This window comes from Polynucleobacter sp. UB-Piko-W3, assembly GCF_018881635.1.
GTDB lineage: Bacteria > Pseudomonadota > Gammaproteobacteria > Burkholderiales > Burkholderiaceae > Polynucleobacter.
On sequence record NZ_JACVPY010000004.1, the window covers coordinates 55715 to 80841 of the forward strand.

Below are 25127 nucleotides of genomic sequence, written 5' to 3' on the forward strand. Positions count from 1 at the left end.
GCCAAAAAACTACCTTTTGACAAGCAAAAAGAACTCCTAAATGCCCTTACCCCCAGTCTGCATGGGCAAAACCAGCAAAATTCAATGGTCCCGGTTTTATTTGGGCATTACTTTTAATTTTTGGAGATTTAAAGAATGAAAAAATCGCTATTCGCAGTTGCAGCTATGTCAGCTATTGCTGGCGCTGCTCAAGCACAATCCAGCGTAACCGTATACGGCGTTATTGACGGTGGTTACATTGGTGCTAACGGAACGTCCTACTCCTCAGCTGCTAAAGGTGTGGGTGGCAATTCTACCGGTCTAGTAAGAGCAACATCAAGCCAATTTGGTCAAGGCGCTCAGTCTACAAGCCGTTTGGGTTTCAAAGGTACTGAAGATTTGGGTGGCGGTACAAGCGCTTTCTTCACAATTGAAGCTGGTTTAACACCTGCTAACGCTAGTTTATCTGGCGGTACAGCTGTTGATGCAGTACAAAAAACATCTACGGATAGCGGTGCTGCATTGAATAACCGTCAATCTTTTGTTGGTTTGAAAAAGAATGGCCTCGGTCAATTCGCATTTGGTCGTCAATACACCCCAATCTATGAAGAAGGTGCAAAGACTGATCCAACTGCATACATGAATATTACTGGTGGCGTAATCTATGTTGGTGGTAACCAGACTGGTATTGATTCTGGCCAATCAACAAACATTGGATTTACAAACCGTGCCTCTAATGCGTTGACAGCATCATCTGATACCTTTGCTGGTTTCCAAGTAAAAGGTCTGTATGCAATGAATAACACCAACACTCAGATGGTTGCTAGCTCTTCCGGTGGCAATCAAAACTGGAACGGTTGGGGCTTAGGCGCTAACTACACATGGCAAAAACTGTATTTGACAGCTAACTACCAGTCTTTCAATACTAAGGTTACTGGCCTTGATGCATATGCAGCTCCTTCATACAACATTGGCGGATCACAAACTCCTTTGACAGCACAATCATCTGCTGCTAGTGGTACATTGGCTGGCTTTACCAACTTAGCTGACAAGCAGACTTACCTTGCTGGTACATACGACTTTGGTATCTTGAAGGCTTACGCTCAGTGGATCGGACGTAAAGTGACTTTGAACTCTGGTCAAACTGCTACTGGTGCATCTACTTCAAGCTCCACCCAATTTAACCGCAATGCGCAACAGATTGGTGTACGTAGCTACATCACTCCAGCAATTGAGGCTTGGGCAAGCGTAGGTAATGGTCGTTACAGAGGCGCTGATGCTTCTACTGGTGTACAAGCTAACACTGTTAACTTCACTGCATACCAGATTGGTTCTAACTACTACCTCAGCAAGCGTACAAACTTGTACGCTGCATTTGGTTCAACTACTACTAGTTCAGGTAGTACTGGTACAGATGGATCAGGTACAAGTGGTAACCAATACGCTATTGGTGCACGTCATACATTCTAATTTAACGCTAGCGTAAGCTAGTTTGAATTAGTCTATAAGACATAGAAGTAAATAAAAACCCACTGTGGAAACACAGTGGGTTTTTTATTGCTAGAGTTAGATATAGTTTTTTGATTTAGATAAGATTAGACAGAGAAGGCTGTATTTAGATCATTTTTAACTTGATCAATTACAGGAGCCCAATTGAGGAGCTCCTTCTGCCTATAAATTCTCGTATTTGGATACCAATCGGTATCTGCTCTGTTTAGCAACCATCTCCAATCCGGATTTTTAGGTAGCAATAACCACGTCTCTTTGCCAAGACTTCCGGCGACGTGTGCCACGCTAGTATCAACGGTAATCACTAGGTCAAGTAATTCACATAGGGCGGCAGTATCACTGAAGTCATGTAAATCATTGTCAAAGCGCAAAACCTCGGGGTGAGCCTCAAGGAGCGTGCGATCAGCAGCGCTAATATTTTTCTGGACTGACACTAGCTGGTACTTGGATGAACTTAGTTGAAGTAATTGATCCAAAGGAATGCTTCGATTCCAGTCATTGTGATGATCTGGATTACCACTCCACACTATTCCAACCCGCGGCTTGGTTTTTTTGCCAAGTATGCTTTCCCATTTAGAGAGGCTTTCTTTAGAGGTGTGGAGGTAGGGCGAAGAGATATTCATTGCCTCCTTTGAATAGGCCCTTAAAGCCAAAGGAAGGCTCATCAGTGGGCATTGATAGTCAAATGCTGGGGCTGCCTCACCTTTAGAAATAATTTGATCAACACCTGTAAGGCTAGATAGCAGGGAAACGAGAGGTTTTTGAACCTCAAGAATGACTTTCGCACCGAGCCGTTTAACTTGAATAGCAAAGCGGGAAAATTGCAGCGTATCCCCAAGACCTTGTTCTGCATACAAGAAAATAGTTTTATTGAATAAAGACTCTTGCCCCAACCACAAGGGCTGATCAAAATTTCTACGCTCTTGATGTATTGGGAGATCAGGACTGACCCACCGCCATTCGTGTTCCTTCCAGCCGTTTTCAAAGTCGCCAAGCAATAGGTAGCAAAAAGCAAGATTCCAGTGGGCGGTGGCAAAGTTGGGATCAATAGAAAGAGCTTGTTTGCAGGCCGTAATAGCTTCCTCATAAGCTCCAATTTGCTCTAAACAGCCTGCTTTATTGCAATACGCCTCAGCAAAATTGGGCTCGATAAAAAGTGCCTGATCATAGGCTTGAATTGCTGCCTCAAAATCTTTGAGATATCGCAATGAATTTGCTTTATTGAAGTAAATATTGGGATTATTTTTTTGTAACTGGAGCGCCGCATCATATGATGCGATTGCCTCCAAATGATGATGAGTGTCTTGCAGGGCATTGCCAAGGTTGTAATGCGCATCTACTAGGTTTGGCTGCAATTTGATAGTACGTCTAAAGCTATCTATAGCGGGAAGATATTCCTTTAACTCCAGTTGCGCAAAGCCTAAAGTGCTAAAGGTCGCTGGATGATTAGGATTTAATTCGCTCGCTTTACTTAGGCTGTTGACCGCTTTTTGGAATTCACCAGTTTGTGCATAAAGAAGTCCCAAGAAATATAAGCAGTCAAAATTATTGGGGTCAATTGATAGACACTGTTTGTATAGCTTCCTAGCATCAATGAACTCATTATTTTGATGAAAAGAAACTGCTTTAGCAAGCAATTGGTTAGAGGTGGCCTTAATCTCATTCATATTAGGGTTATTATGCATTTTAAATAAGCATAGTGAATAACTTCCCTTGGATTTAGGCAATAAATTAGCGCCTAAATTTCTTTTAAAAATAAGGTTTTTAATTGGTCAAATATGAAGAGTTCACAGATTGACGCATTAATTATTCAGGCATTGCAATATTTTGAAGCAGGCTCTCTGGGATCTGCAGAAGAATTACTTTTGGCGGCATTAAAGATTGAGAAAAAAAATTTGATGGCGCTTCAGATGATGGGGCTTATCAAAGCATCAATTGCAGATCATAAGAGCTGCATTAATTTTTTAAGGCAGGCTGAAAAGTTAAGCCCTAGTGACCCCTCAATTCAATATAACCTTGCTAAGGCATTATCTGATTTTGGTGATGATAGGTCAGCCATATTGCATCATGAGCGAGCGACTCGCTTGGATCCTAATAATTTGATGGCGTGGCTTAACTATGGCAAGAGTTTTTCAAATATTGGACGATTTAAGGATGCCCTTAGAGCCTTTGAAAAAGCTCTTACTATTAATGGGAATTCGCTAGAGGCACGTTTAAATATTGGAGCGACCCTAACGGAATTAAGTCAATATGAAAAGGCAATTGAAATCGCCGATGCTATTCTTGAGACTAACCCTAATTTTGCCGAAGCCTGGTCAAACAAAGGGGGCGCTTATAAAGGCTTAAATCAATATGAGAGTGCGCTTGCTTGTTATGAAAAGGCTGTAAGTCTTCAGCCTGATAATAGTCAGTTCTGGTCTAACAAGGGTGCCGCTCATGTTAGCTTAACGCAATATGAAGAGGCTCTAATTTGTTGCGAGAAAGCAATCAAGTTATCTCCTAATTTTGCCGAAGCCTGGTCAAACAAAGCTTTAGCCTTAAATGATCTCAAGCGCTATCAAGAAGCGCTGGAGAGCTGTAACATCGCTATTCGCATCAATCCAAATTATCGCGAGTCGTACTGGAATAGGGCCTTGATATTACTAACACTTGGGCGACTCAAGGAAGGCTGGAGCGATTATGAGCAGCGTTGGGGTATGGAGACTTTTGAGAGACCTACGTTTCTTAGCATCCCGCGTTTGAAAAGTTTATATGAGACAGCGGACTCTAAAATTCTGGTCTGGTCTGAGCAGGGTTTAGGTGACGTTATACAGTTCAGTAGATATTTGCCATGCCTTCAAAGATTGGGTGCATCAGTAACAGTTCGTGTACAAAAACAATTAGAACCATTGTTTAAGTAATCTGGATTTGATGTTCTAGAAAGTTTGGCACCAGATTCTGACTATGAATATCAAATTCCCTTTGGTAGCCTACCTTTGCTTTTCGATACTACTTTAGATTCAATCCCCAGTACTATTCCTTACCTTCAAGTCTCACAATCTTCAATCAAAGATTGGCAAGCAAAACTACCCCTTGCGCATGCTGGGAGGCTAAATATTGGTATCGCTTGTTCGGGAAATATCAATTTTGATATCAAACGCGGAAATACTCGTCCCATATCCCTAGCCCTGTTACAGGAGGCCTTTCCAAATGACAACTTATTCCTGATTCAAAAAGATCTTCGTGAGAATGACTTAGAGACACTCTCTAATCATCCCGCGATTCACTATCTGGGGGATTACTTAAATAACTTTGAGGACACCGCTGCGGTAGTTGAAAATATGGATTTGATTATCTCTATTGATACTTCTCTTGCTCATTTAGCCGGTACTCTTGGTAAGCAAGTCTTTATATTGTTACCTTGGGCATCAGATTGGAGGTGGTTCTTAGATCGTGAAGATAGCCCATGGTATCCATCCGCTAAACTCTATAGGCAAAAGTCTTTTGGCGATTGGCCTACTGTATTAGTGCAGTTAAAAAAAGATGTCGCTGCCCTAATTAAGAGTTGAGCTTAAATCTTTCGGTTAACTATTACTGCTCTTGCTTTTGCAACTGGACCAGCCCAATCCCCCCTTTTTTCTTGTCTGAGTAAAGAGGTGTTGGGATACCAAGGGCTTTGGTCACATTCGGTCAGAGACATGAAATCAGGTGGGTCTGGTATCAGTAATAGGGTGGGCGTCCCAAGGGCTCCTGCAAGGTGAGCGCAGGCAGTATCTACCGATATTACAAGGTCTAATTGAGATATTAACCCTGCTGTATCTGAAAAATCGATAAGGTCATTGGCATGGATAATCAAACCCTCCAGAGATGGCGCTTTGAATGCGTTGTCCGATCCAAATTCTGTTTGAATGGCATGAAACTCAACTCCATCAGATCTGAGTTCGGTAACCAGGTCAGCAATCAGTGCGAAGGGAATATTCCTTTTTTCACTTACCTTATTGGCATATTTTCCGGATCCGCGCCAAGTTATTCCAATCTTGAGTCGTGTAGGTTTACCTTTTGAGGATTTAAGTTTTTCAGCCCAGGTTGCTATCTTTGATGAATCAGCCTTTAAATATGCAGTAGATTTGGGGATGGTGTCTAGTTTTGTGCCAAATGCTAGAGGAAGACTCATGATGGGGCAGTGGAAATCAATCTTGCCGTGATATTTTACTGAGAAGCTTTGCTGATCCACAACCTTGATTGTGGGGCTGAGACTTTTCATCAGGGGTACAAGGGATTTGGGGGCTCCAAATATAACTTTTGCACCTTTTTCTTTTTCAAGAAGAGGTAGATAACGACTAAATTGGATTGTGTCTCCAAGACCTTGTTCTGCATGGATATAAATCATCTTATCCTCAAGAGATTCATGCCCAAGCCACAGTGGAGCATCGAGCTTGGGCATATGCTCCATCATCCCCGAAACATGCCAGCGTGATTCAAATAAAGGCCAGCCTGCCTCGAAGTTTCCTAATCTGAGTAGTGAGAGTGCTTTATTCCATTTAGCGAGATGGTGATTGGGGCTTGCAAATATCACTTCATCAAAATATTTGAGTGCATCCTCATATTTTTTTTGTTCGTTGAGTAAATTTCCTAATCCAATGAGTGCATCTTCATACTTCGGATTTAGTTCAAGTACTTTTATGTAACAATTATTAGCATCTAGAAATTCCTCTTTTTCTAGATGAGCATGACCTTTATTAGACCAAGCAGCAATTGAATTTGGATCGATTGCTAGGCAATTAGAAAAATATTCAATTGCAGTGTCGTAATTGTTTTCATGCGCGGTACAAACCCCTAGATTCAGCCAGCCGATAGAGTCTTCGGGAGAGATCTTTAACAATTTACTGCAAAAACTTTTGGCCTCATCCCATTCTCTCAGCTGGATTAAGGTTGCCGAAAGATTGGCCAAAATTGAGGCACGCTCCGGCATGATTTTGTATGCTTCAAGAAGTGCTAATTTGGCATTTTCATAATCGCCTTGATCGGAATAATCCAAGCCAGATTGAAAATATTCTTTTGCCTTTTCAAATAAGTTGTCTGTAGTCACATTAGCCCGGTCAATAGTTTTTCAATGTGGGCTAAATAGCTTTCGCTAAGCACGGGCGAATAAACCCATTTTCAGGGTTAAGATCGACTGCTTGATTAATCTCCTGATTAATTAGGTTAAATATGTTTGATGGCATTAATTTCTTAATCTAATTTAATCGATTCATAGAATTCTAGGGTGCTAGGGTTGGAGCCTATTCTGAAAAAATATGGACCTATATAGGCTAATTAGTGATAACCCTAACTGGGTGTATTTATATCTTACATTTGACTCTTAATAAGGCCCAACTGAAACTAATCATAGTGTTTTCGCAAATAGCCGACTCATTATTGCCCTTATTTACGGCATTAATAGTGGCTGAAAGGCATGATATCTGTTAAAAAGTAAGGATTCCAAGATTTATTATCAATTCCAAAATATGCCAGTTATAAGGGCATGAAAACTTTGTTATAAGCAATCATTAAGGAGAATTAAAAAATGAAAAAAATACTCGCCCAAGGCGTTTTTCCAAAAGCCGTTCTGTCTTTGTTTGCCACCGCTTTTTTGGCTACCCCTACAGTGTTTGCCGCAAGCGCAACGCTAGACAAGATTAAATCTACGGGTGCAGTAACTATGGGCGTTCGTGAGTCATCTATTCCAATGTCCTACACCACTGGCGATAGCCGTTTTGATGGCTACCACGTTGAAATTTGCCGCATGATTCTCGGCGACATCAAAGATAAATTGGGTATGAGCACAATCCGCATTAACTACCAGCCTGTGACATCCCAAAACCGCGTACCTTTAGTGCAAAACGGTACCGTTGATATTGAGTGCGGCACAACAACCAATAATAGTACTCGCGCTAAGGATGTTGGCTTTGCTAATACCTTGTATGTTGAAGAAGTGCGTATTGCAGTTAAAGCTAACTCAGGAATTAATTCAATTTCTCAATTAGTTGGTAAAAAAGTTGCCACTACTACTGGCACAACCTCTGTTCAATTGCTGCGCAAACATGAAAAAGCCAATGGCGTTAACTTTGATGAAGTTTTTGGTAAAGATCATGCTGATAGCTTCCTGTTGTTAGAGTCTGGCCGTGCTGACGCCTTTGTGATGGATGGCTCTATTTTGGCTGGCAATATTGCCAATTCTAAGAATCCAAAAGATTACAAGATTGTTGGGGAAGTACTTTCAACCGAGCCGATTGCCATTATGGTTCCCAAGAATGATCCTGAGTTTAAGGCTGCTGTGAATGCCGCTATTGCGAAGATTGTTGCAAATGGAAAAATGCCTGGACTCTGGAATAAGTGGTTCTTGTCACCAATTCCACCAAAAAATGCTGTCGTTGGTCTTGAATTATCTCCAGCCACTAAAAATGCTTGGGCAAATCTCAACGACAAACCAGCCGAAGACTACAACAAGAAATAATTTAATCAATTAAGTTTCTAATATGGCATTAGATTTCGGTGTTTTTTGTAAAAGCACCATTGATGGAGAAGTAGTTGAACACTGCTTCTCCTCTATTTTTTGGCTTGGACAAAATGCAGATGCCAGTTATCTAGACTGGCTGATGAAAGCCTGGGGCTGGACCTTGGCGGTTGCAGGCTTGGGTCTGACTATTGCTTTGATTGTTGGCTTAGTGATGGGTACCCTCAGAACCTTGCCTGATAGCGGAATCGTGAGTAGATTGCTAGTGCGACTGTCAACTGCTTGGGTAGAGCTATTTAGAAATATTCCTGTTTTAGTCCAGGTATTTCTTTGGTACCACGTTATTCCTGCTTTTGTTTTGCCCTTAAAGGCGCTTCCATCTTATTGGCTGGTCAGTATTGCGTTGGGCTTTTTTACCTCCGCTCGTATAGCCGAGCAAGTGCGTGCAGGTATTCAGTCATTACCTAGTGGGCAACGGGCTGCAGCAACTGCGCTTGGATTAACTACGCCACAGACTTATCGCTTTGTCCTATTGCCTATGGCATTACGTATTGTGATTCCTCCCCTTACCTCTGAGAGTATGAATGCCGTCAAAAACTCTTCAGTTGCTTTCGCTGTCTCGGTGCCGGAGCTCACTTTATTTGCTATGCAAGCACAGGAAGAAACCTCTCGAGGTGTAGAAATTTACTTAGCAGTGACTTTGCTTTATGCCTTATCAGCTTTTGCCGTCAATCGTGTGATGACTTTCATAGAAAAAAGAAGTCGCATCCCTGGTTTTATTGCCGCATCGAATGATGCAAGTCTGGCTCATTAAATGGTTGCTACATGTTGAGCTTAGATTTAAGTTTTTATAACTGGGATCTCTTCACGAATTACATTCTGAAGGGACTTTTATTCAGCGTCCAGCTCACTATCATCGCGACAGTTGGGGGAATTGTAGTTGGCACTTTCTTAGCCTTGATGAGGCTATCAGGCAAACCTATCTTGGTTATTCCTGCGACGTTTTATATCAACACTATGCGATCTATTCCATTGGTGATGGTGATTCTCTGGTTCTTTTTGTTAATCCCAATGCTCATTGGCAAACCCATCGGAGCAGATTTATCCGCCACGATTACCTTTATTGCATTTGAGGCTGCCTTCTTTGCGGAGATTGTGAGAGCTGGAATTCAGTCGGTACCCAGGGGTCAGGCCTACGCAGGCGAGGCCCTAGGAATGACCTATGGACAGAACATGCGTTTAGTGGTTTTGCCTCAAGCATTTCGGAATATGATCCCTGTCTTTATGACGCAGACCATTATTCTGTTCCAAGACACTTCATTAGTCTATGCGATTGGCGCATACGACTTATTGAAAGGCTTTGAGATTGCTGGCAAGAACTATGGCCGTCCAATTGAGACTTATATATTGGCAGCAGCAACGTATTTTGTGATTTGTTTTTCACTGTCTAAGGCAGTGCGCGCCATTCAGGCAAAAGTTGCCATCATTCGCTAAATATTTTATTCATTGTTATAGATTACATAGACCATCATGATTGAACTTCAAAACGTTTCGAAATGGTATGGCTCCTTTCAGGTCTTGACTGATTGCACTACTTCAATTAGCAAGGGGGAGGTGGTGGTGATTTGTGGCCCTTCAGGATCTGGTAAGTCAACTTTGATTAAAACCATCAATGCTCTTGAGCCATTTCAAAAAGGTGAGATTACTGTTGACGGCATTAATTTGCATGACCCCAAAACCAATCTTCCCAAGTTGCGGGCGCGGGTTGGAATGGTGTTTCAGAACTTCGAGTTATTTCCCCATTTAAGTATTACTGAAAATCTCACGCTGGCTCAAATTAAAGTCTTGGGTCGATCGAGCGATGAAGCTAAGACCCATGGCCTCAAGTATCTCGAGCGTGTTGGACTCATTGCGCAAAAAGATAAATTTCCTGGTCAGCTTTCGGGTGGTCAGCAGCAGCGTGTTGCGATTGCCCGTGCTTTAAGTATGGATCCCATCCTGATGTTGTTTGATGAGCCTACCTCAGCACTCGATCCAGAGATGGTAGGCGAAGTGTTAGATGTCATGGTTAAGCTTGCTAACGAAGGTATGACAATGTGCTGCGTTACCCACGAGATGGGCTTTGCTCGCAAGGTTGGCAACCGAGTGATTTTTATGGATCAAGGCCGCATTATTGAGGACTGTAGCAAATACGAATTTTTTGGCAATCCAGAAGCTCGCTCTCCAAGAGCCAAAGACTTCCTATCAAAGATATTGGCTAACTAGTAGGCAAGTCTCATTAATTGAGCGTTTTGGGTTTTGGGCGTTTTCCGGTTTGGACTGTAAGAACCGCCTCTTTCCCCTTTCGCAAAATAGTTAAAGTAGCCTCGTTTCCTGGGCTAATTTGGGCAATTTGATTCAGAAGCTGCTTTACATCTTTAGTTTTGTCGCCATTAACAGCCGTTAGTACATCCCCAGGCTTTACGCCACCGCGGGCTGCAGGCCCACCCTCTAGAACTCCGGATAAAAGCACTCCTCCGGTATTGCCAGGAAGCCCTAAAGATTCAGAGAGCTCCTTGGATAGGTTTTGGGGTTCAACGCCAATCCAGCCCCGAGTGACGCTGCCATTCTTCAGGATGGATTCCATTACTTGTTTAGCAAGGTTAATGGGAATTGCAAACCCTATTCCCATCGATCCACCATTGTTAGAGAAAATTGCAGTGTTGATACCAATGAGATTGCCACGGGTGTCGATGAGTGCGCCACCGGAATTGCCAGGATTGATCGCAGCATCTGTCTGAATAAAATTTTCAAATGTATTGATACCAACGTGATCGCGACCCATAGCAGAGACAATTCCAGAGGTCACGGTTTGACCAACGCCAAATGGATTGCCGATAGCAAGTACGACATCACCAACGTGGACAGAATCTATTTTTCCGAGCGTAATGGGAGTCGGTAATTGTTTAGCCTCAATTTTCAAAACAGCGATATCTGTGTCTGGATCACTACCAATGATTTTTGCCTTTACTTTTCTGCCATCTGAAAGCGCCACATCAATCTCATCCGCATCATTAATGACATGGTGGTTTGTGAGGATAATTCCTTCTGGGCTTACTAGAACCCCAGAGCCTAAGCTGGAGCTGGGCTCTTCGTCTGGTGGCTGATCACCAAAGAAGAATTTAAATAATGGGTCGGCAGGGTTTTGTTTATTACCTTTGCGCGTTTTTGTCTTTGCAGAAGTCTTGCTGGTAAAAATATTGACAACAGCTGGCATCGATCTTTTGACTGCATCGTGATATGAGCCGGGACTCAGAGCGCTACCATCGTATGCCCCCTCTTTTAGGGTGACGCTCTCAACAATTGAGCTGACAACTTCTCCCGATATCCAACTTGGTTTGAGAGTTACAACAATGAACCATGCAGCAAGCAGAATGGTTACAGCTTGCGCAAATAGTAACCATAGGCGATTGAACATGTTGTAATTTTCTTTGCGCAATTATTTTTTGAGACTGTCGCGAATTTCGCGCAGCAACATTACATCTTCTGGAGTTGGCGGTGCCGGAGGTGTATCCATTAAGCGAATCTTATTAACGACCTTGACCATTTGAAAAATCACAAAGGCTAGCAAAATGAAATTAATTGAAATGGTGATGAAATTTCCATAGGCAAAAATAGGGACTCCAGCCTTCTTGAGTGCATCAAAAGTTCTGGGAACACCCTCTGGAATACGACCAAGAATGATGAAGAGGTTTGTAAAGTCAATATGCCCTCCTAAAAGGGTAGAAATCACCGGCATAACGATGTCGTTTACAAGAGAATCGACGATTTTCCCGAAAGCCCCGCCAATAATGACGCCTACAGCCAAATCAATCACATTGCCCTTTACGGCAAATTCACGAAATTCCTTCAAAACACTCATAATTACCCTCCTTTTTGCTTGTATTTGGATTAGCCCGAGATTAACCCCATAACTTTCTTCCTCACCCCACTTTTTACTTTAAAATACGAGGTTTAAGTAATTTCCACCCAAAAATACCCTTTCTAGGAATTTTGTAAATGAGTGATAAGCCCAGTATGGACAAGGATCGTCGCAATTGGCTGATAGCCACATCGGCGGTTGGCGGCGTAGGCGCAGCTGCAGCCCTTTACCCTTTTGTAGACAGTTTTGAGCCTTCCGAGCGCGCTAAAGCCGCTGGAGCAGCTGTTGAAATTGACATTGCTGACATGAAGCCAGATGAAATGCGCATGGTTGAGTGGCGCGGTAAGCCTGTATGGGTTGTACGCCGTACTCCTGAGCAAGTTGCCGAGCTTTCTAAGATTGATTCAGAGCTCGCAGACCCAAATTCTTTGAGGGATCCAGCCCAATTTACCCCTCCTTATGCTCAAAACCAATGGCGTTCAATTAAGCCTGAATACATGGTTGTAGTTGGTATTTGTACCCATTTAGGGTGCTCTCCAACGCCGAAATTTGAGGCGGGTGCTCAGCCTTCGCTGCCAAATACATGGCAGGGCGGTTTTCTTTGCCCATGCCACGGATCTACCTTCGATATGGCGGGTCGCGTTTTCAAAAATAAACCAGCTCCAGACAATATGGAAGTGCCGCCACATATGTATTTGAGCGACACCAAGATTCTGGTCGGCGAAGATAAGAAGGCTTAAGGAGATATAAATGGCATTTCACGAAAAAGAAGTCCCAGCAGACGCCTCCGCCGCCGTTAAGCTTATGGCATGGGTTGATTCACGTCTTCCCGTCACAGAAGCCTTCAAGCGTCATATGAGCGAGTATTACGCTCCTAAAAACTTGAATTTTTTCTACATCTTTGGCGCCTTAGCAATTGTTGTATTGGCTATCCAGATCATTACCGGTATTTTCTTGACCATGAACTACAAGCCAGATGCTGCTAAGGCATTTGAGTCTGTTGAATACATTATGCGAGAGGTTCCGTTCGGTTGGTTGATTCGCTATATGCATTCGACTGGCGCCTCGATGTTCTTTGTAGTGGTGTACATGCATATGTTCCGCGGCTTGATTTACGGTTCTTATCGCAAGCCACGTGAACTCATTTGGATCTTCGGTTGCGCAATTTTCTTAGCCTTAATGGGTGAAGCATTCTTTGGATACTTGCTTCCATGGGGTCAGATGTCCTATTGGGGCGCTCAGGTGATCGTGAATTTGTTCTCTGCGATTCCATTGATTGGTCCAGACCTATCGCTTTGGTTACGCGGCGATTATGTTGTGGGTGACGCTACCCTCAATCGTTTCTTTGCGTTTCACGTGATTGCCATTCCATTGGTACTTATTGGTTTGGTAGCGGCGCATATCCTTGCATTACATGAAGTGGGCTCAAACAATCCAGACGGCGTAGAAATTAAAAATACGCTAGATGCTAATGGCCATCCAGTAGATGGCATTCCATTCCATCCTTTTTACAGCGTTCATGACGTGATGTATCTGGGCGGCTTCTTGATCATCTTTGCATCGATTGTTTTCTTTGCACCAGAGATGGGTGGTTACTTCTTAGAAGCCAATAACTTCATCCCAGCAAACCCATTTGTAACGCCAACGCATATTGCACCGGTCTGGTATTTCACACCGTTTTACTCTATGTTGCGCGCTACTACTACGAACTTCCTATTGCCTTTATGGATTTTCTTAGCAGTGATTCTCGGGATGTTTGCTGTTCAGTCTAAAGATATCAAGGTGAAGGGCGCTTGCGCAGTCATCGCTCTAGTTTTAGCTGCTGGATTCTATGCACTTGATGCGAAGTTCTGGGGCGTTGTGATCATGGGCGCTTCTGTAGTGATTCTGTTCTTCTTGCCATGGTTAGATCACTCCCCAGTGAAATCTATTCGCTATCGCCCACAGTTCCATAAATATATTTATGGCATCTTTGTAGTGACCTTTGTAATTTTGGGTTACTTAGGCATCGAGCCACCATCACCTGTGTATGAAAAGATTTCTCAGATTTGCACTATTTATTATCTGGGCTTTTTCTTGGCAATGCCGTTTTGGAGCAAGCTTGGCACATTCAAGCCAGTTCCAGACCGCGTTACTTTTGAGTCCCATTAATTCACGCCTGAGATAACAGCTAAGAGAAATTAGGAAATAGTATGAAAAGAATTCTGCACACTTTAATGGGCGTCTGCCAAGCGGCTACCCTAGTTATTGCCCTTGGTTTTGGCCTAAGCGCAAATGCAAGCGAAGGCGGCTTTCCTTTAGAGAAGGCCCCGGACCGTGTCAGCAGCAATGCTTCTTTGCAAAACGGCGCTAAGATTTTTGTGAACTATTGCTTGAACTGTCATGCAGCAGCAAGCATGCGATACAACCGTTTGCGCGATATTGGCTTGACTGATCAGCAAATTAAAGACAACTTGATTTTGACCGATGCTAAGGTTGGTGATTTGATGACTATTGCCATGACGCCAAAAGATGCCAAGGTATGGTTTGGTAAAGTCCCGCCTGATTTATCTGTTGAGGCTAGAGCCCGCGGTACAGATTGGCTCTATACGTATTTCCGTACCTTTTATAAGGACGATGCCACTCCAACTGGTTGGAACAACTTGGTATATCCAAACGTAGGTATGCCACACGTACTCTGGCAGTTACAGGGTGAGCGTGCTGCTAAGTTTGAGGAGCGTAAAGATCCGCATGACGCAAGCAGAATGGAGAAAGTATTTGTAGGCTTTGAGCAGCTCACTCCAGGCACGATGAAGCCACAAGAGTATGACGATAATATAGCCGACTTAGTAGCCTTCATGTCATGGATGGCTGAGCCAGTGCAACTACAGCGCAAACGCATCGGTGTAGTGGTGCTTTTGTTTTTAGCAATCTTTACCCTCTTGGCTTGGCGCTTGAATAAAGCGTATTGGAAAGATATTCACTAATTGAATTTGATGGGTCCTGAAACCAGGCCCCATCAATAATGAGATTTAACGCTGTTGTGCGTTTGTTGTATTGAAGTAGAAATTTAAGGAAATCAATTTATGATGGTGTTGTACTCGGGTACTAATTGCCCATTCTCGCAACGCTGCCGCTTGGTGCTTTTTGAAAAAGGCATGGATTTTGAAATCCGTGATGTTGACTTGTTCAACAAGCCAGAAGACATCTCGGTAATGAATCCATATGGCCAAGTTCCAATCTTGGTTGAGCGAGACCTTATTTTGTATGAATCAAACATCATCAATGAATATATTGATGAGCGTTTTCCTCATCCACAATTGATGCCGCCTGATCCTGTAGCGCGAGCACGTGCACGTCTCTTCTTGTTTAATTTCGAGAAAGAGCTGTTTGTTCACGTTGCTGCTTTGGAAAATGAAAAAGGTAAAGCCGCTGAAAAGACTCATGAGAAAGCGCGTTTGGCAATTCGTGATCGTTTAACTCAGCTGGCACCAATTTTCGTAAAGAATAAGTACATGCTTGGCGATGAATTTTCAATGCTAGATGTAGCGATTGCGCCTTTACTGTGGCGTCTTGAGCACTATGGTATTGACCTTTCTCGTAATGCTGCAGCTCTTTTGAAATATGCCGAGCGTATTTTCAGTAGACCCGCTTATATTGAAGCATTAACTCCTTCAGAAAAGGTAATGCGCCGCTAAGGTTTACTAGCGGTTCATTTCAGTCAGAATGCCTGACGTTCCAAGCAATAAACCCTATCTAATCCGTGCTCTACATCAGTGTTGCACGGATTTTGGTTTTACGCCGTTTATAGCGGTCTTTGTAGACACTAGCGTAGAAGTGCCTATGGAGTTTGTGAAGAATGACGAGATCGTTTTAAACCTCTCCTTAGAGGCCTGCCATCAATTGCAGATGGAAAATGATTGGATTAGCTTTCAGGCTAGATTTGGTGGGATTCCAAGAAAGATTATGGTTCCAGTAACCCATGTCTTGGCCATTTACGCCAGGGAGAATGGGCAAGGGATGTCTTTTCCATTCGATCCAAAGCAAGCCCGGCAGTTGCCTAGTGCAGACTCCTCGGACGGAACCCCCGAGAAGCCTAAAACTAGCAGGCCCGCCTTGAAGATTGTGAAATAGGCTAAAATACTTACCGTGCCCCTTTAGCTCATCTGGTAGAGCAACTGATTTGTAATCAGTAGGTGGTCTGTTCGAGTCGGACAAGGGGCACCATTCATATAGCTGCTATTTTTTTAACGCAGCCTTCAAATCCTCAATTTCTTGTTTTAGTTTTGTGTTTTCACGCGCTAGAAACAGCGCCTCCTCTTCTGGTAGCAAGGTTTTAGATGAAAACGAATTTCTAGACTGATCGAGAGCTTGAATAGTTTGTCCATTAAGTCCTTGAACGATCGGTTCAACCATGGCTTCTGTTCCAACTACCCTTCTCTTGCCCGCTAAATTTTTTTCAGGGTGCTCTTTTTTAATAAAACACAGTGAATTTGCAAACTCAATAGAATGAATTTTTAGTAAATCATCTTCGGTGATGGCGGCATCATAATTTAATAGAAAAGTCTTTAATACAGAGTCCGCTGGCTTATTGATTCCCCAACTCTCAAAGTTAAGTATATCGACCAGACGTTTAAAAAAATTCATTGAAGAAATGGGGTGAAATAGCCCACCTTGGAATTCATTCCAATAGCTGCAGTGCAAATCTTCGACTATAAAAATCCCACCCTCTTTGAGTGCGGGGAAATAGTGACAAAAGGATTGAACAATATCTTTTGAGGTATGAGAGCCATCATCAATAATGATGTCAAATTGCCCTTCTTTTAGTACCTCTGCCTTAATGGAGGGCTGGTTTGCATCTCCAACGATAACCTGAATTCTTGGATCATCATAACTAAGATTTGAGCACTTAGGATTAATATCGCATCCCATAATGCGCTTAGCTTCTTGGAAGTATTTAGAGTAAATTTCAAGGGAGCCACCATTTTGAATCCCAATTTCAAGAAGTTTGATCGCAAGATTTTGGTATGGCTCAAATTTCTGCTCATATTCCCGAAGATAAATCGCCCATTTATCTGAGGTTTTTCCAGAATGTTCATCATAGAGGTTTGTTAAAGTATTCATTGGTATTATTTCATTATGAATTTCAATTATTTGTACTATTCTAGTTTATGAGTTTACTTGCCCTCCCGGTGGTGATTGGACATAAATCTCCTTTATTTAGTTTTTGGGGGAAATTTAAGCAAGTTACCTATCAGGACAAGGGCGATCAATTTTTAACCTTGCCGAACTTTTCAATTTATCCAGGTGTTGACGATAGGGAGATTGGCGAGTATCACTACCTTTTTGGCTTAAGAAGATATTTGGAGGAAAGCCAGGAAAAGTTTGGAGTCGTCATTGTCGAGCATTATCGCCGACTCTTGTCCTCTCAAAAGATGGGTGCGCCTACCAATTTAAATCAATCGCACACCTTTGCAGTAACACCTGAAGAAGCCGAAAGACAGGACCCTTCAATTATTTTGCCAAAGTCAGGCTCATGGCTTATCGGCACACCTGTCATCATTCATAACGGCAGTCAATTAAACCATTTTCAACTTTCACACCCCTTGCAGGAGTATTTAAGAATGCTTGCTTTGGCAATGGATATTGGCGTACTTGATGGAGGTGATGTCGTGAATTTGCTTTCTTCATCCCACATGATTACAGCACCTTCAGTCGGGGTTTTTCCTGCCGACCGATTCATTAAGCATATGAGAATTCTGGAACAGCTAACAAAAGCATATTTGGAGGCGGGTGCTAAAAAATATGATGGATATAATCAGCGAATCATTGCATTCTGCTTGGAGCGGATTCACTCCTATCTATTAATGAGCGTAATTGAAGAGCTTAATTTCGATCCAAATATTACAGGCTATCAATTAGTGCTTACTCAAGATGGTGTAGTTAGACCATCGGGACTGTAAACCCGGCTCACTGGTCTTCGTAGCGCTCCCTAAACAGCTCGCTACTGCATTGTGAGCAAATATGGCTTTTGAAGTAAGAGTATTTTTCAAATGAATTATTGATTAGTCCAAATTTAGGTTTATACACAATAACCATTTCAAGGCTAGGAATAATTCTCTTCCCTCCACAAAAGTCACATTCAGGATTTTTAATATCTTGATTGTGCATTTTGCAAAACTCTTCCCTCGATGGCTTATTTTTGAGCCAAGCAGACCAAGCTACATCTTTTTTCTCGGCACCTTTGATTTCAAGCCAATTTTTAATAGGCAGTGCAAGCACTACAAAAATAACTATGCTGATAAATGCGGTTAAAAACATAAAGTAATGATCCTACAAGTTGATTTTTTCAATTAAGCCTTTTAGTGGGCTACTGGGATTCTGCTTTAGCTCAAAATCTATCGCTTTCATTAAATTTAGCTTTGTTTTGTAGTTTCTAACACTTGTTGAAAACAGTTGGTGATAGCCTTCCTGAATGCAGACTTGCAGGTAGCGCAGCATCATTAATGGCTGCGGAATTCGTTCAATAATTTGGTCTGCCACTTTTACAAGCTCAGATTCTGGAATAAAAAAAGGTAGGTTGTCCGCACTATGAAACCCTAATATGTCAGGTTTAATCGCCCCAGCCTGAAAAGAAAAATTTTCAGCAACCTCCAGAGGTGCAAATTGAATACCTTGTGATTCAAGCAGACTTCTAAATTTAGTGCAGATGATTGCGTCCTCGGGTTGATCGTCTGGATTGCTGGGATCAATCCCAATTCCTAAGGTATTAATTGCTTGTAATAGCTTTTGCGATCGAAGGCTAAAGCCGCCATTACCTACCCAGCCACCTAATGGAGCACCAATATAGTCATACTTTAAAAACTCATCATTCCAATTTTCTGGGAGTATAGGGAAGCCATCCCACTGAATGATAAAAAAATGCTCTTCGCTTACATGCTTGGGCAGCATATTAAAGATGATGGTGCCATAATCATTGTTGCTAGAAAGCTTTGGCACCTCGATAAATTCAGCGCCATCAAAGAATGGTTCATCCGAGAAAGTATATATTTTCCCGATATTTGGCAGGCGTAAGGCCATATGAATTGCAACCACTGCCAAATGCTTATTTGGGTAGGTATCAATAATGACAGCCGCTAGTTTTTTCATGGGTCTACTGAAGTGTTGTTGATAGCAGTTTAACCAACAAACAGCCGGGCAGTTCCTCTACAATCCAAAATATCAGTTTATTTAACAAAATTATCTTTAACGATTTGGGTACGACATGTCTAGAGGAATTATTTCAATCTACTGGGGCGATGAAGCAAAGCTACCCATTGACCGACTCAAAAATTCAGTCAAAAAGCATCATCCAGATTTACCCCATGAAATTATCAAGGTAGATGCGCCCAGCGGGGATCCCAGTAGTTTGAATAAAAAAGCTGCCATGATGGATTTATCGCCTTTCGACGAAACCCTGTTCTTAGATCTGGATACGGTTGTTATGGGGGATCTGAGCTTTGGGTTTGAAAAAGCCAAGCAGTTTGGCTTAGCCCTATCCATATGTGAGGCTCCCTGGGGTCGTCGTTACCCAAATCTATTTAAGGGTGATGAAATTGAATACAACACAGGCGTTATCTTCTTTACCAAGAAGTCAGCTGATGTTTTTGAAGAGTGGAAAAAATTAGCTAATACAGTAGATTCCTCTATTCTTGGAGTTGGACAGCAGGGGGTTTATACAATGCCTGCAAACGATCAGGGCTCATTTGCATTGGCCATTGAAAATACGGGTTTCAATCCTTTTATCCTGCCCTTAAATTGGAACTTTAGACCTATGTGGCACCGTAGTTTTTTTGGTCCAATCAAGGTGTGGCATGACTATTCAGATCCACCACCTTTCTTTGATGAGATGACTGCCTACTATCAGAGTAAAGATTCCATCATTCAATATCACGGCGGCTAATGAGTATGACTTCATTGCAGATAGTTGCCACACCTGATACCTTAAACGCTGCTCTCGAGACGTGGTTTATTCAGAATGACCTATTAGGTGGCGCACCTTATAACCCAGGCTTTGATCCGGAAAAAATCAGAAACTCTAGAGTAGTCTATTTGGAGCTGGGTGAAATTAATCCTGGATTAATTCAGGCGCTCAAGACTGCTGGCAATAAAGTTATTTTGTTCCATATGGGTGATGAGCGAGCAGACAAAAATATTGCACTGTATTCAGCCTGTGATTTAGTAATCAGAAATTATTACTTTTCCCACATCGTATCTACAGTTGCTGGAGCGCCAAAAGTACTTTGGGCCCCTAATGGTTTTAGAACTGGAGTGGGACCACGTTCGGCTAGTGCCCTGAAGCAGGCAGATCAACGACAAGCTGTCGCAGCATTCTTGGGCTGGATTAATAATGCAGCGTCCTATCAGGGCGAACGTGAAAGCTTTGCAAAAGCTGCGGCTTTGTGTGGTGAGAATTTATTTGTTATGCCCTCCAATGGTTTTGCTGGCGGCTATAACGTAGGTCTATATTCCGCAATTTTGGAGGACAGTATTTTTGCACCATGCCCTGCTGGTAATTCGCCTGAAACGATTCGTCTTTACGACGCATTGGAGGTTGGAGCAATTCCTATTTCTTTAAAACATGACTTCCTGGTTTCAGAAAATGCCCTAGCTGCAATCGGCCCCGTACCTTTTCCAATGATCGATTCTTGGGAGCAATTACCCTCTTATCTTGTGCAAATGAAAAGCACACTGAGCACCAATCCTGCTGAGATCATAAAACTGCAAGCTAATTGTATTGATTGGTGGACTCGCTATAAACAAGCAATTGCCGGCCGTATATCGGATAGCATTAAGCAATTGTGATATTTACTATTTAGAAGCCCTGCAAGAAATTAAAGTTGATGACACATCTTGCTGGGGTTGCCCGAGGCGGCTTGTTGGCGTGGAGCTGGCTCTCAGGAAAGTAAACCAACGTTCCTTTTTTAGGGGTAAATGAATAAATGACGGGGTATTGCTCATCTACTTTTTCATTGGTCATAAAAAGCGTATCTCCATCAGAGTCATTGACGTAATAAATTGCAACAATCCCCTTATCAGTTGTATCGAAATGAGGGGGATAGTAATTTTTCTCTGAAAACTCGACTACAGGAAAATTAACATTCAGCTTACAGCTGGACATTTTTGGTGGAACACCAATTTTACTGACGATGGCTAGCGCTAGAGATTCAATAAGACCCCATTCATTTGATGCTAACTTTCCTTCAGTCACAAAACAGTGATTGAGCCTGACAGATTCTTTAGTATTTTTGTCCCAAAAGCCCGTTTGATCATCTACATAGACTGATTTTGTATTGAGATAAAGCGGAAACTGGTTGCTGAGTAATTTTTTCTCGAGCTCATCCTGCAACTCTTTCGAGACGACATCTTCAATGACATGGATATTTTCTGGAGCTTTCATGATGAGAATATTAGCATCTATTGATTGAGGTTTTTATGGGCTGTTTCAGGCAATAAGTAGATAGCAAGAATGGCGGCAATACTGAGAAAAATGACTGGATACCATAATCCTGCAAGACTGTTCCCTAGTTGCTGATTTAGCCAGGTAACTATTAGTGGAAGAAGTCCTCCAATCCACCCTGCTGCAAGATTGTGCGGTAAGGTTGCTGCACTATTTCTATTTCTTGCTGGGAATAGCTCTGCAAGTAAAGCTGTTTGTGGTCCGACTACCAAAGCCAATATCAAAGAGAGGCTTACTAGAATACCTGCAATGAATAGTAGCGTAATGAGGCTGTTATTTTCTAGATAGGAATTTCCTAGGCTCTGTAATTGTTCAAAAGCGCCATGCATTAATAGGGCGCCCAATATCAGTCCGCTAGTGACTACAGGTTTTCGACCAATCTTGTCAGATAACCATCCTGCAAAAACAGTTAAGGGCAAAAGAGCAATCGTCGAGTAAATACATAGTTGATCGACGATTTCTGGAGGGAGATTGACGCTGGTTTTTAAAAAAATGGCTGTATACACTTGAACACAGAAAAATAAGATTGCCCCACTTGATGAGACGCAGAAAAATAACAAAAACATTCTTTTACGAATTTCTGCACTCTTAAAGTTATTGACAAGCTGTGACTCTACTTTTTGGTTTTGTTTTGATAGCCCAACAAATACTGGCGTTTCTTTTAAAGATTTGCGGATAACAAATGCAATCATCAGTAGTGGAAGTGAGATCCAAAATGGCACTCTCCAACCCCATGAGATAAATTCCTCCTGACTTAAGTAATTTCTCAACAAGGCAATCTGAAGGGTGGAAAACAGAATTCCTAGTGGGCCCATCAGCTGTAAGAAGCTGGTTTTAAAGCCTCTGAATCCATCACCAGCATGCTCAGCTAGGAATACAGCACTTCCCCCAATCTCTCCGCCTGCGGATAAGCCTTGGAGTAGACGTAAGGTAACTAGGAGAATGGGCGCCCAAATACCTATATCGGCATAGGTAGGTAAAAAGCCAACGCAGACAGTGGCTAGACCCATAAGGGCAATCGTGATCATAAAGACGGGCTTACGGCCAATATGGTCGCCCATAGAGCCAAATATGGCTGAACCGATAGGGCGCACTACCATCCCAACTCCAAAAGTTGCCAGGCTTGCCAGTAAGCTTGCCCCTGGATCGCTGGAAGGGAAGAATAGGGGGCCGAAAACAACTGCCAAAGTGGCAAAAGTTAAAAAGTCATACCACTCTAAAAAGGTCCCAAAGCAGGCAGCAAAAGCCACTTTTCGATAGGAATGAGCCTCTTTATTTTTTTCTAAGGTATTGATTTTATTCAATTTAGTTCGTTTTTAAATATATATGTTGCAGAGCAGCAAAAAGTTCTTGATTTGTCATATTTGTTCAGTTACAGTTCTATGGTGCAGTGCAATATTTAGGGCGTTTGAAGCCTTTCAATCTCTCAATCCCGCACTTAATGAATTAGTTGTACCACTTAAATTATGGAGAAATACATGAACCAAGATCAAATCACCGCTCAATTGTCCCAAATTAACAGCAAAAGCCTTGAGGCCACATTTTCTTTGAGCGAAGCTGCCCTAGAAAATGCTCAGAAATTAGCTGAGTTAAATTACGCTGCTTCAAAAGATGCTTTAGAAAATACTCAAAATGGCATTCAGCAAGTTTTAACGGCTAAGGACCCAAAACAAGTTACTGAACTTTTGAGTGCTGAAGCATTGCAAGCTGCCGGTAGCCAAACTGCTGCGTACCAAAAGAAAGTAAGCAAAGTATTGCGTGATGGCAATAAAGAATTTGTAAATGTAGTTGATGCGAGCATTGACCAGTTACAAGATGGCTTTCAAGATTGGATCAATACTGTTACTGCTAATGCACCAGCAGGCTCTGAGGCGTTTATCTCATCTTTAAAGACTACATACGGTAGTGCATTGCAAGGTTTTGAGCAGTTCCGCTCTGCTAGCAAAGAAGCTTTTGTGACCGCAGAAAAAACTGCCGATCAAGCGATCGAAGCTATTCAAGGTCAAATTGCTCAAGTTAAAAAATCCGCTGCACCTGCATCACGTGCGCGAAAGTCTGCTTAATTAGTAGATCTAATTTCAGAAACGCGTTTTAAATAAGACCCCGCTTGGTGTGAACTAGGCGGGGTTTTTTATTGATGCTGAGTTATTCAGAATCTGTGGAAGATTCGATCAATGGCGTAGATAAATTTTTGCTAGGCTTGATTCCAAGCTCACGAACTTTTTCAGCAGAGCGAATGAGATTGCCTTTGCCAGATTTCAATTTATTAAAAGCATCGTGATAACTGGATTGCGCTTGATCTAAACGTTGACCTAGTTTTTCTAGGTCCTCCACAAATCCCACAAACTTGTCATAGAGATTGCCACACTGTTTGGCGATCTCAAGGGCATTACGATTTTGCTGATCCTGTCTCCAAAGATGGGCAACAGTTCTTAAGGTAGCCATCAATGTGCTTGGGCAAACTAACACGATATTTTTGGCTAACGCTTCTTGGTAGAGATTGGGCGCGGTCTTCAGCGCCAATAAGAATGCTGGCTCAATGGGCACAAACATCAAAACAAAGTCGACAGAGCCAACGCCATATAAGGAGCTGTAGTTCTTTCCAGATAAGCCTTGTATATGCTGGCGAAGAGATTGGATATGGGCTCCCAGCTCTTGTTCCGCTTCGACTGGATCGGTTGTTTGGGCATGTCTTGCATAAGCAGTAATGGATACCTTGCTATCTACTACTAGGCTTCTGCCTTCGGGAAGCTTGATCACAACGTCGGGCTGTAGGCGCGACCCATCCGATTGAGTATGGCTATCTTGGACTAAATACTCTTCACCCTTACGCAGCCCAGAGGATTCTAGGATGGATTCTAGAACCAGCTCTCCCCAATTACCTTGCACTTTTGAATCGCCCTTAAGTGCTTGCGTTAAGGAGCGTGTTTCATCAGACATTCGTAGATTGAGGTTGGCTAAGCGTTCAATTTCACTTTTGAGGGCAAAGCGTTCGCGTGCCTCATTGCCATAAGAGGTGTTGACTTGCTCTTTAAACTCAGTGAGTTTAGTTTGTAGCGGCTTAAGCAGTGCATCTAAGCTAGCAGCATTTTGCTCAGTAAAGCGCTTCGATTTATCTTCCAAAATCTCGTTGGCTAAATTCTTAAACTGGTTTGTTAAAGCCTCTTTAGCTTCATTGAGAGATTCAACCCTTCCAAGGCCTTGCTTGCGCTCAGAATCTAACTCTGCTTCAAGGCGTATGGCGCTCTGAAGTGCATGATCTCGCTCAGTACGCAGAGCAACTGCAAGCGCTGCTTCTGTCTGGCTTTGTTGCTCAGTACGCGATAGGGCAGAGCGTAAATTTAGCGCATAAACTAAAAGGCCTGCACACAAAGCAAATGGCAGGCCAAATAGTAGAGGCGAGCTTAGATCAAAAGTCACTGCGCTAATAGGAGTAATTAAGCTTTGATTAGTTTTTGAAGCTCACCAGACTCAAACATTTCACTCATGATGTCTGAGCCACCAATAAACTCACCGTTGATATAGAGTTGGGGGATGGTTGGCCAGTTGGCATATTCTTTAATACCTTGACGAATTCCAGCATCCTCTAAGACGTTAACGGTGTGGAGTGTTTCGACACCGCTTGCGCGCAAAATATTGATAGCATTGCCAGAAAATCCACACTGAGGAAACTGTGCAGTTCCCTTCATAAAGAGCACAACGGGATGGCTAGTAACAATTTCTTTGATTTGAGCTTGAGAGTCCATAAAAATCCTTTAAATGTAATCAATAAATGATACCTCAGT

General features: G+C 42.5%; 27 protein-coding genes and 1 tRNA gene. 17 read left to right on the top strand and 11 right to left on the bottom strand.

The window, feature by feature from the left end:
- Window positions 1–135: 135 nt before the first annotated feature.
- On the top strand, window positions 136–1449 hold the full coding sequence (locus ICN31_RS09650; RefSeq protein WP_216260983.1) for a porin: 1314 nt from the start codon (window positions 136–138) through the stop codon (window positions 1447–1449).
- Window positions 1450–1574: 125 nt separating this feature from the next.
- On the opposite strand, the gene ICN31_RS09655 is transcribed toward ICN31_RS09650, so the two are convergent.
- The gene (locus ICN31_RS09655; protein ID WP_216260985.1) at window positions 1575–3155 is read right to left on the bottom strand and encodes a tetratricopeptide repeat protein; all 1581 of its coding nucleotides are present in this window, start codon (window positions 3153–3155) and stop codon (window positions 1575–1577) included.
- Window positions 3156–3266: 111 nt separating this feature from the next.
- On the opposite strand from ICN31_RS09655, the gene ICN31_RS09660 reads away from it, so the two are divergent.
- Both ICN31_RS09660 and ICN31_RS09665 read left to right on the top strand, forming a co-directional pair.
- Window positions 3267–4388: a tetratricopeptide repeat protein gene (locus ICN31_RS09660; protein ID WP_216260988.1), complete on the top strand. Its 1122-nt coding sequence runs from the start codon at window positions 3267–3269 to the stop codon at window positions 4386–4388.
- A 24-nt stretch (window positions 4389–4412) separates the two neighbouring features.
- Window positions 4413–5036 (top strand): hypothetical protein, encoded by a 624-nt coding sequence (locus tag ICN31_RS09665; RefSeq protein WP_216260990.1) that lies wholly within the window; start codon window positions 4413–4415, stop codon window positions 5034–5036.
- Between the two features lie 2 nt (window positions 5037–5038).
- Here ICN31_RS09665 and ICN31_RS09670 read toward each other — a convergent pair whose 3' ends face one another.
- Window positions 5039–6505, bottom strand: a complete 1467-nt coding sequence (locus ICN31_RS09670; protein ID WP_216260992.1) for a tetratricopeptide repeat protein — start codon at window positions 6503–6505, stop codon at window positions 5039–5041.
- Window positions 6506–7033: 528 nt separating this feature from the next.
- Here ICN31_RS09670 and ICN31_RS09675 point away from each other — a divergent pair.
- The 4 genes from ICN31_RS09675 to ICN31_RS09690 are packed head-to-tail and all read left to right on the top strand — an operon-like array spanning window position 7034 to window position 10228.
- On the top strand, window positions 7034–7963 hold the full coding sequence (locus ICN31_RS09675; RefSeq protein ID WP_216260994.1) for an amino acid ABC transporter substrate-binding protein: 930 nt from the start codon (window positions 7034–7036) through the stop codon (window positions 7961–7963).
- 22 nt (window positions 7964–7985) lie between these two features.
- Complete coding sequence (locus tag ICN31_RS09680) at window positions 7986–8777, top strand: amino acid ABC transporter permease (RefSeq protein ID WP_216260996.1); 792 nt, start codon at window positions 7986–7988, stop codon at window positions 8775–8777.
- Window positions 8778–8788: 11 nt separating this feature from the next.
- Window positions 8789–9457: an amino acid ABC transporter permease gene (locus ICN31_RS09685; protein WP_216260998.1), complete on the top strand. Its 669-nt coding sequence runs from the start codon at window positions 8789–8791 to the stop codon at window positions 9455–9457.
- A gap of 36 nt (window positions 9458–9493) precedes the next feature.
- Window positions 9494–10228 (top strand): amino acid ABC transporter ATP-binding protein, encoded by a 735-nt coding sequence (locus ICN31_RS09690; RefSeq protein WP_216260999.1) that lies wholly within the window; start codon window positions 9494–9496, stop codon window positions 10226–10228.
- 13 nt (window positions 10229–10241) lie between these two features.
- Here the strand turns inward: ICN31_RS09690 and ICN31_RS09695 are convergent, their stop codons facing one another.
- Both ICN31_RS09695 and mscL read right to left on the bottom strand, forming a co-directional pair.
- A complete protein-coding gene (locus ICN31_RS09695; protein WP_216261001.1) occupies window positions 10242–11420 on the bottom strand; it encodes a Do family serine endopeptidase in 1179 nt (392 codons plus the stop codon).
- Window positions 11421–11441: 21 nt separating this feature from the next.
- Window positions 11442–11864, bottom strand: a complete 423-nt coding sequence (mscL, locus tag ICN31_RS09700) for a large conductance mechanosensitive channel protein MscL (RefSeq protein WP_216261002.1) — start codon at window positions 11862–11864, stop codon at window positions 11442–11444.
- 137 nt (window positions 11865–12001) lie between these two features.
- Between mscL and petA the strand changes: the two genes are divergently transcribed.
- The 6 genes from petA (at window position 12002) to ICN31_RS09730 (ending at window position 16070) form a co-directional block, all read left to right on the top strand.
- Entirely contained in the window at window positions 12002–12604 is a 603-nt protein-coding gene (gene petA, locus ICN31_RS09705; RefSeq protein WP_088525681.1) for a ubiquinol-cytochrome c reductase iron-sulfur subunit, read from the top strand.
- Between the two features lie 10 nt (window positions 12605–12614).
- On the top strand, window positions 12615–14015 hold the full coding sequence (locus ICN31_RS09710; RefSeq protein WP_216261003.1) for a cytochrome bc complex cytochrome b subunit: 1401 nt from the start codon (window positions 12615–12617) through the stop codon (window positions 14013–14015).
- Between the two features lie 41 nt (window positions 14016–14056).
- Window positions 14057–14830, top strand: coding sequence for a cytochrome c1 (locus ICN31_RS09715; protein WP_216261004.1), 774 nt, complete (start codon window positions 14057–14059; stop codon window positions 14828–14830).
- A 99-nt stretch (window positions 14831–14929) separates the two neighbouring features.
- On the top strand, window positions 14930–15541 hold the full coding sequence (locus tag ICN31_RS09720; RefSeq protein WP_028819209.1) for a glutathione S-transferase N-terminal domain-containing protein: 612 nt from the start codon (window positions 14930–14932) through the stop codon (window positions 15539–15541).
- Window positions 15542–15569: 28 nt separating this feature from the next.
- The gene (locus ICN31_RS09725) at window positions 15570–15977 is read left to right on the top strand and encodes a ClpXP protease specificity-enhancing factor (protein ID WP_216261005.1); all 408 of its coding nucleotides are present in this window, start codon (window positions 15570–15572) and stop codon (window positions 15975–15977) included.
- A 17-nt stretch (window positions 15978–15994) separates the two neighbouring features.
- A tRNA-Thr gene (locus ICN31_RS09730) sits at window positions 15995–16070 on the top strand.
- A 12-nt stretch (window positions 16071–16082) separates the two neighbouring features.
- Here ICN31_RS09730 and ICN31_RS09735 read toward each other — a convergent pair.
- Window positions 16083–16967, bottom strand: a complete 885-nt coding sequence (locus tag ICN31_RS09735) for a class I SAM-dependent methyltransferase (protein ID WP_216261006.1) — start codon at window positions 16965–16967, stop codon at window positions 16083–16085.
- Between the two features lie 47 nt (window positions 16968–17014).
- Here ICN31_RS09735 and ICN31_RS09740 point away from each other — a divergent pair, with 47 nt between their 5' ends.
- Window positions 17015–17806 carry a hypothetical protein gene (locus ICN31_RS09740; RefSeq protein WP_216261007.1) on the top strand — a complete coding sequence of 264 codons (792 nt, stop codon included), beginning with the start codon at window positions 17015–17017 and terminating at the stop codon, window positions 17804–17806.
- A gap of 7 nt (window positions 17807–17813) precedes the next feature.
- Here ICN31_RS09740 and ICN31_RS09745 read toward each other — a convergent pair whose 3' ends face one another.
- Both ICN31_RS09745 and ICN31_RS09750 read right to left on the bottom strand, forming a co-directional pair.
- Window positions 17814–18164, bottom strand: a complete 351-nt coding sequence (locus tag ICN31_RS09745; protein ID WP_216261008.1) for a hypothetical protein — start codon at window positions 18162–18164, stop codon at window positions 17814–17816.
- Between the two features lie 12 nt (window positions 18165–18176).
- Window positions 18177–18992: a DUF5672 family protein gene (locus ICN31_RS09750; protein ID WP_216261010.1), complete on the bottom strand. Its 816-nt coding sequence runs from the start codon at window positions 18990–18992 to the stop codon at window positions 18177–18179.
- Window positions 18993–19107: 115 nt separating this feature from the next.
- Between ICN31_RS09750 and ICN31_RS09755 the strand changes: the two genes are divergently transcribed.
- On the top strand, window positions 19108–19785 hold the full coding sequence (locus ICN31_RS09755; RefSeq protein ID WP_216261013.1) for a hypothetical protein: 678 nt from the start codon (window positions 19108–19110) through the stop codon (window positions 19783–19785).
- Complete coding sequence (locus tag ICN31_RS09760; protein WP_216261015.1) at window positions 19785–20687, top strand: glycosyltransferase family 47 protein; 903 nt, start codon at window positions 19785–19787, stop codon at window positions 20685–20687. The genes ICN31_RS09755 and ICN31_RS09760 overlap by 1 nt, the downstream gene beginning before the upstream one ends.
- Before the next feature lie 10 nt (window positions 20688–20697).
- Here ICN31_RS09760 and ICN31_RS09765 read toward each other — a convergent pair whose 3' ends face one another.
- Both ICN31_RS09765 and ICN31_RS09770 read right to left on the bottom strand, forming a co-directional pair.
- Window positions 20698–21282: a 2OG-Fe(II) oxygenase gene (locus ICN31_RS09765; RefSeq protein ID WP_216261017.1), complete on the bottom strand. Its 585-nt coding sequence runs from the start codon at window positions 21280–21282 to the stop codon at window positions 20698–20700.
- 17 nt (window positions 21283–21299) lie between these two features.
- Complete coding sequence (locus ICN31_RS09770; protein ID WP_216261018.1) at window positions 21300–22646, bottom strand: MFS transporter; 1347 nt, start codon at window positions 22644–22646, stop codon at window positions 21300–21302.
- Window positions 22647–22820: 174 nt separating this feature from the next.
- Between ICN31_RS09770 and ICN31_RS09775 the strand changes: the two genes are divergently transcribed.
- The gene (locus ICN31_RS09775; RefSeq protein WP_216261019.1) at window positions 22821–23405 is read left to right on the top strand and encodes a phasin family protein; all 585 of its coding nucleotides are present in this window, start codon (window positions 22821–22823) and stop codon (window positions 23403–23405) included.
- A gap of 82 nt (window positions 23406–23487) precedes the next feature.
- Here the strand turns inward: ICN31_RS09775 and rmuC are convergent, their stop codons facing one another.
- A complete protein-coding gene (gene rmuC, locus ICN31_RS09780) occupies window positions 23488–24762 on the bottom strand; it encodes a DNA recombination protein RmuC (RefSeq protein ID WP_216261020.1) in 1275 nt (424 codons plus the stop codon).
- 17 nt (window positions 24763–24779) lie between these two features.
- Window positions 24780–25088, bottom strand: coding sequence for a Grx4 family monothiol glutaredoxin (gene grxD, locus ICN31_RS09785; RefSeq protein ID WP_216261021.1), 309 nt, complete (start codon window positions 25086–25088; stop codon window positions 24780–24782).
- Window positions 25089–25127: the final 39 nt, after the last annotated feature.

Excerpts from the sequence above, each read along its gene's own strand:
- ICN31_RS09650 (WP_216260983.1), top strand. The coding sequence starts at position 136 with ATGAAAAAATCGCTATTCGCAGTTGCAGCTATGTCAGCTATTGCTGGC.
- ICN31_RS09655 (WP_216260985.1), bottom strand. The coding sequence starts at position 3,155 with ATGAATGAGATTAAGGCCACCTCTAACCAATTGCTTGCTAAAGCAGTT.
- ICN31_RS09660 (WP_216260988.1), top strand. The coding sequence starts at position 3,267 with ATGAAGAGTTCACAGATTGACGCATTAATTATTCAGGCATTGCAATAT.
- ICN31_RS09675 (WP_216260994.1), top strand. The coding sequence starts at position 7,034 with ATGAAAAAAATACTCGCCCAAGGCGTTTTTCCAAAAGCCGTTCTGTCT.
- ICN31_RS09680 (WP_216260996.1), top strand. The coding sequence starts at position 7,986 with ATGGCATTAGATTTCGGTGTTTTTTGTAAAAGCACCATTGATGGAGAA.
- ICN31_RS09685 (WP_216260998.1), top strand. The coding sequence starts at position 8,789 with ATGTTGAGCTTAGATTTAAGTTTTTATAACTGGGATCTCTTCACGAAT.
- ICN31_RS09690 (WP_216260999.1), top strand. The coding sequence starts at position 9,494 with ATGATTGAACTTCAAAACGTTTCGAAATGGTATGGCTCCTTTCAGGTC.
- ICN31_RS09695 (WP_216261001.1), bottom strand. The coding sequence starts at position 11,420 with ATGTTCAATCGCCTATGGTTACTATTTGCGCAAGCTGTAACCATTCTG.
- mscL (WP_216261002.1), bottom strand. The coding sequence starts at position 11,864 with ATGAGTGTTTTGAAGGAATTTCGTGAATTTGCCGTAAAGGGCAATGTG.
- petA (WP_088525681.1), top strand. The coding sequence starts at position 12,002 with ATGAGTGATAAGCCCAGTATGGACAAGGATCGTCGCAATTGGCTGATA.
- ICN31_RS09710 (WP_216261003.1), top strand. The coding sequence starts at position 12,615 with ATGGCATTTCACGAAAAAGAAGTCCCAGCAGACGCCTCCGCCGCCGTT.
- ICN31_RS09715 (WP_216261004.1), top strand. The coding sequence starts at position 14,057 with ATGAAAAGAATTCTGCACACTTTAATGGGCGTCTGCCAAGCGGCTACC.
- ICN31_RS09720 (WP_028819209.1), top strand. The coding sequence starts at position 14,930 with ATGATGGTGTTGTACTCGGGTACTAATTGCCCATTCTCGCAACGCTGC.
- ICN31_RS09725 (WP_216261005.1), top strand. The coding sequence starts at position 15,570 with ATGCCTGACGTTCCAAGCAATAAACCCTATCTAATCCGTGCTCTACAT.
- ICN31_RS09735 (WP_216261006.1), bottom strand. The coding sequence starts at position 16,967 with ATGAATACTTTAACAAACCTCTATGATGAACATTCTGGAAAAACCTCA.
- ICN31_RS09740 (WP_216261007.1), top strand. The coding sequence starts at position 17,015 with ATGAGTTTACTTGCCCTCCCGGTGGTGATTGGACATAAATCTCCTTTA.
- ICN31_RS09745 (WP_216261008.1), bottom strand. The coding sequence starts at position 18,164 with ATGTTTTTAACCGCATTTATCAGCATAGTTATTTTTGTAGTGCTTGCA.
- ICN31_RS09750 (WP_216261010.1), bottom strand. The coding sequence starts at position 18,992 with ATGAAAAAACTAGCGGCTGTCATTATTGATACCTACCCAAATAAGCAT.
- ICN31_RS09755 (WP_216261013.1), top strand. The coding sequence starts at position 19,108 with ATGTCTAGAGGAATTATTTCAATCTACTGGGGCGATGAAGCAAAGCTA.
- ICN31_RS09760 (WP_216261015.1), top strand. The coding sequence starts at position 19,785 with ATGAGTATGACTTCATTGCAGATAGTTGCCACACCTGATACCTTAAAC.
- ICN31_RS09765 (WP_216261017.1), bottom strand. The coding sequence starts at position 21,282 with ATGAAAGCTCCAGAAAATATCCATGTCATTGAAGATGTCGTCTCGAAA.
- ICN31_RS09775 (WP_216261019.1), top strand. The coding sequence starts at position 22,821 with ATGAACCAAGATCAAATCACCGCTCAATTGTCCCAAATTAACAGCAAA.
- grxD (WP_216261021.1), bottom strand. The coding sequence starts at position 25,088 with ATGGACTCTCAAGCTCAAATCAAAGAAATTGTTACTAGCCATCCCGTT.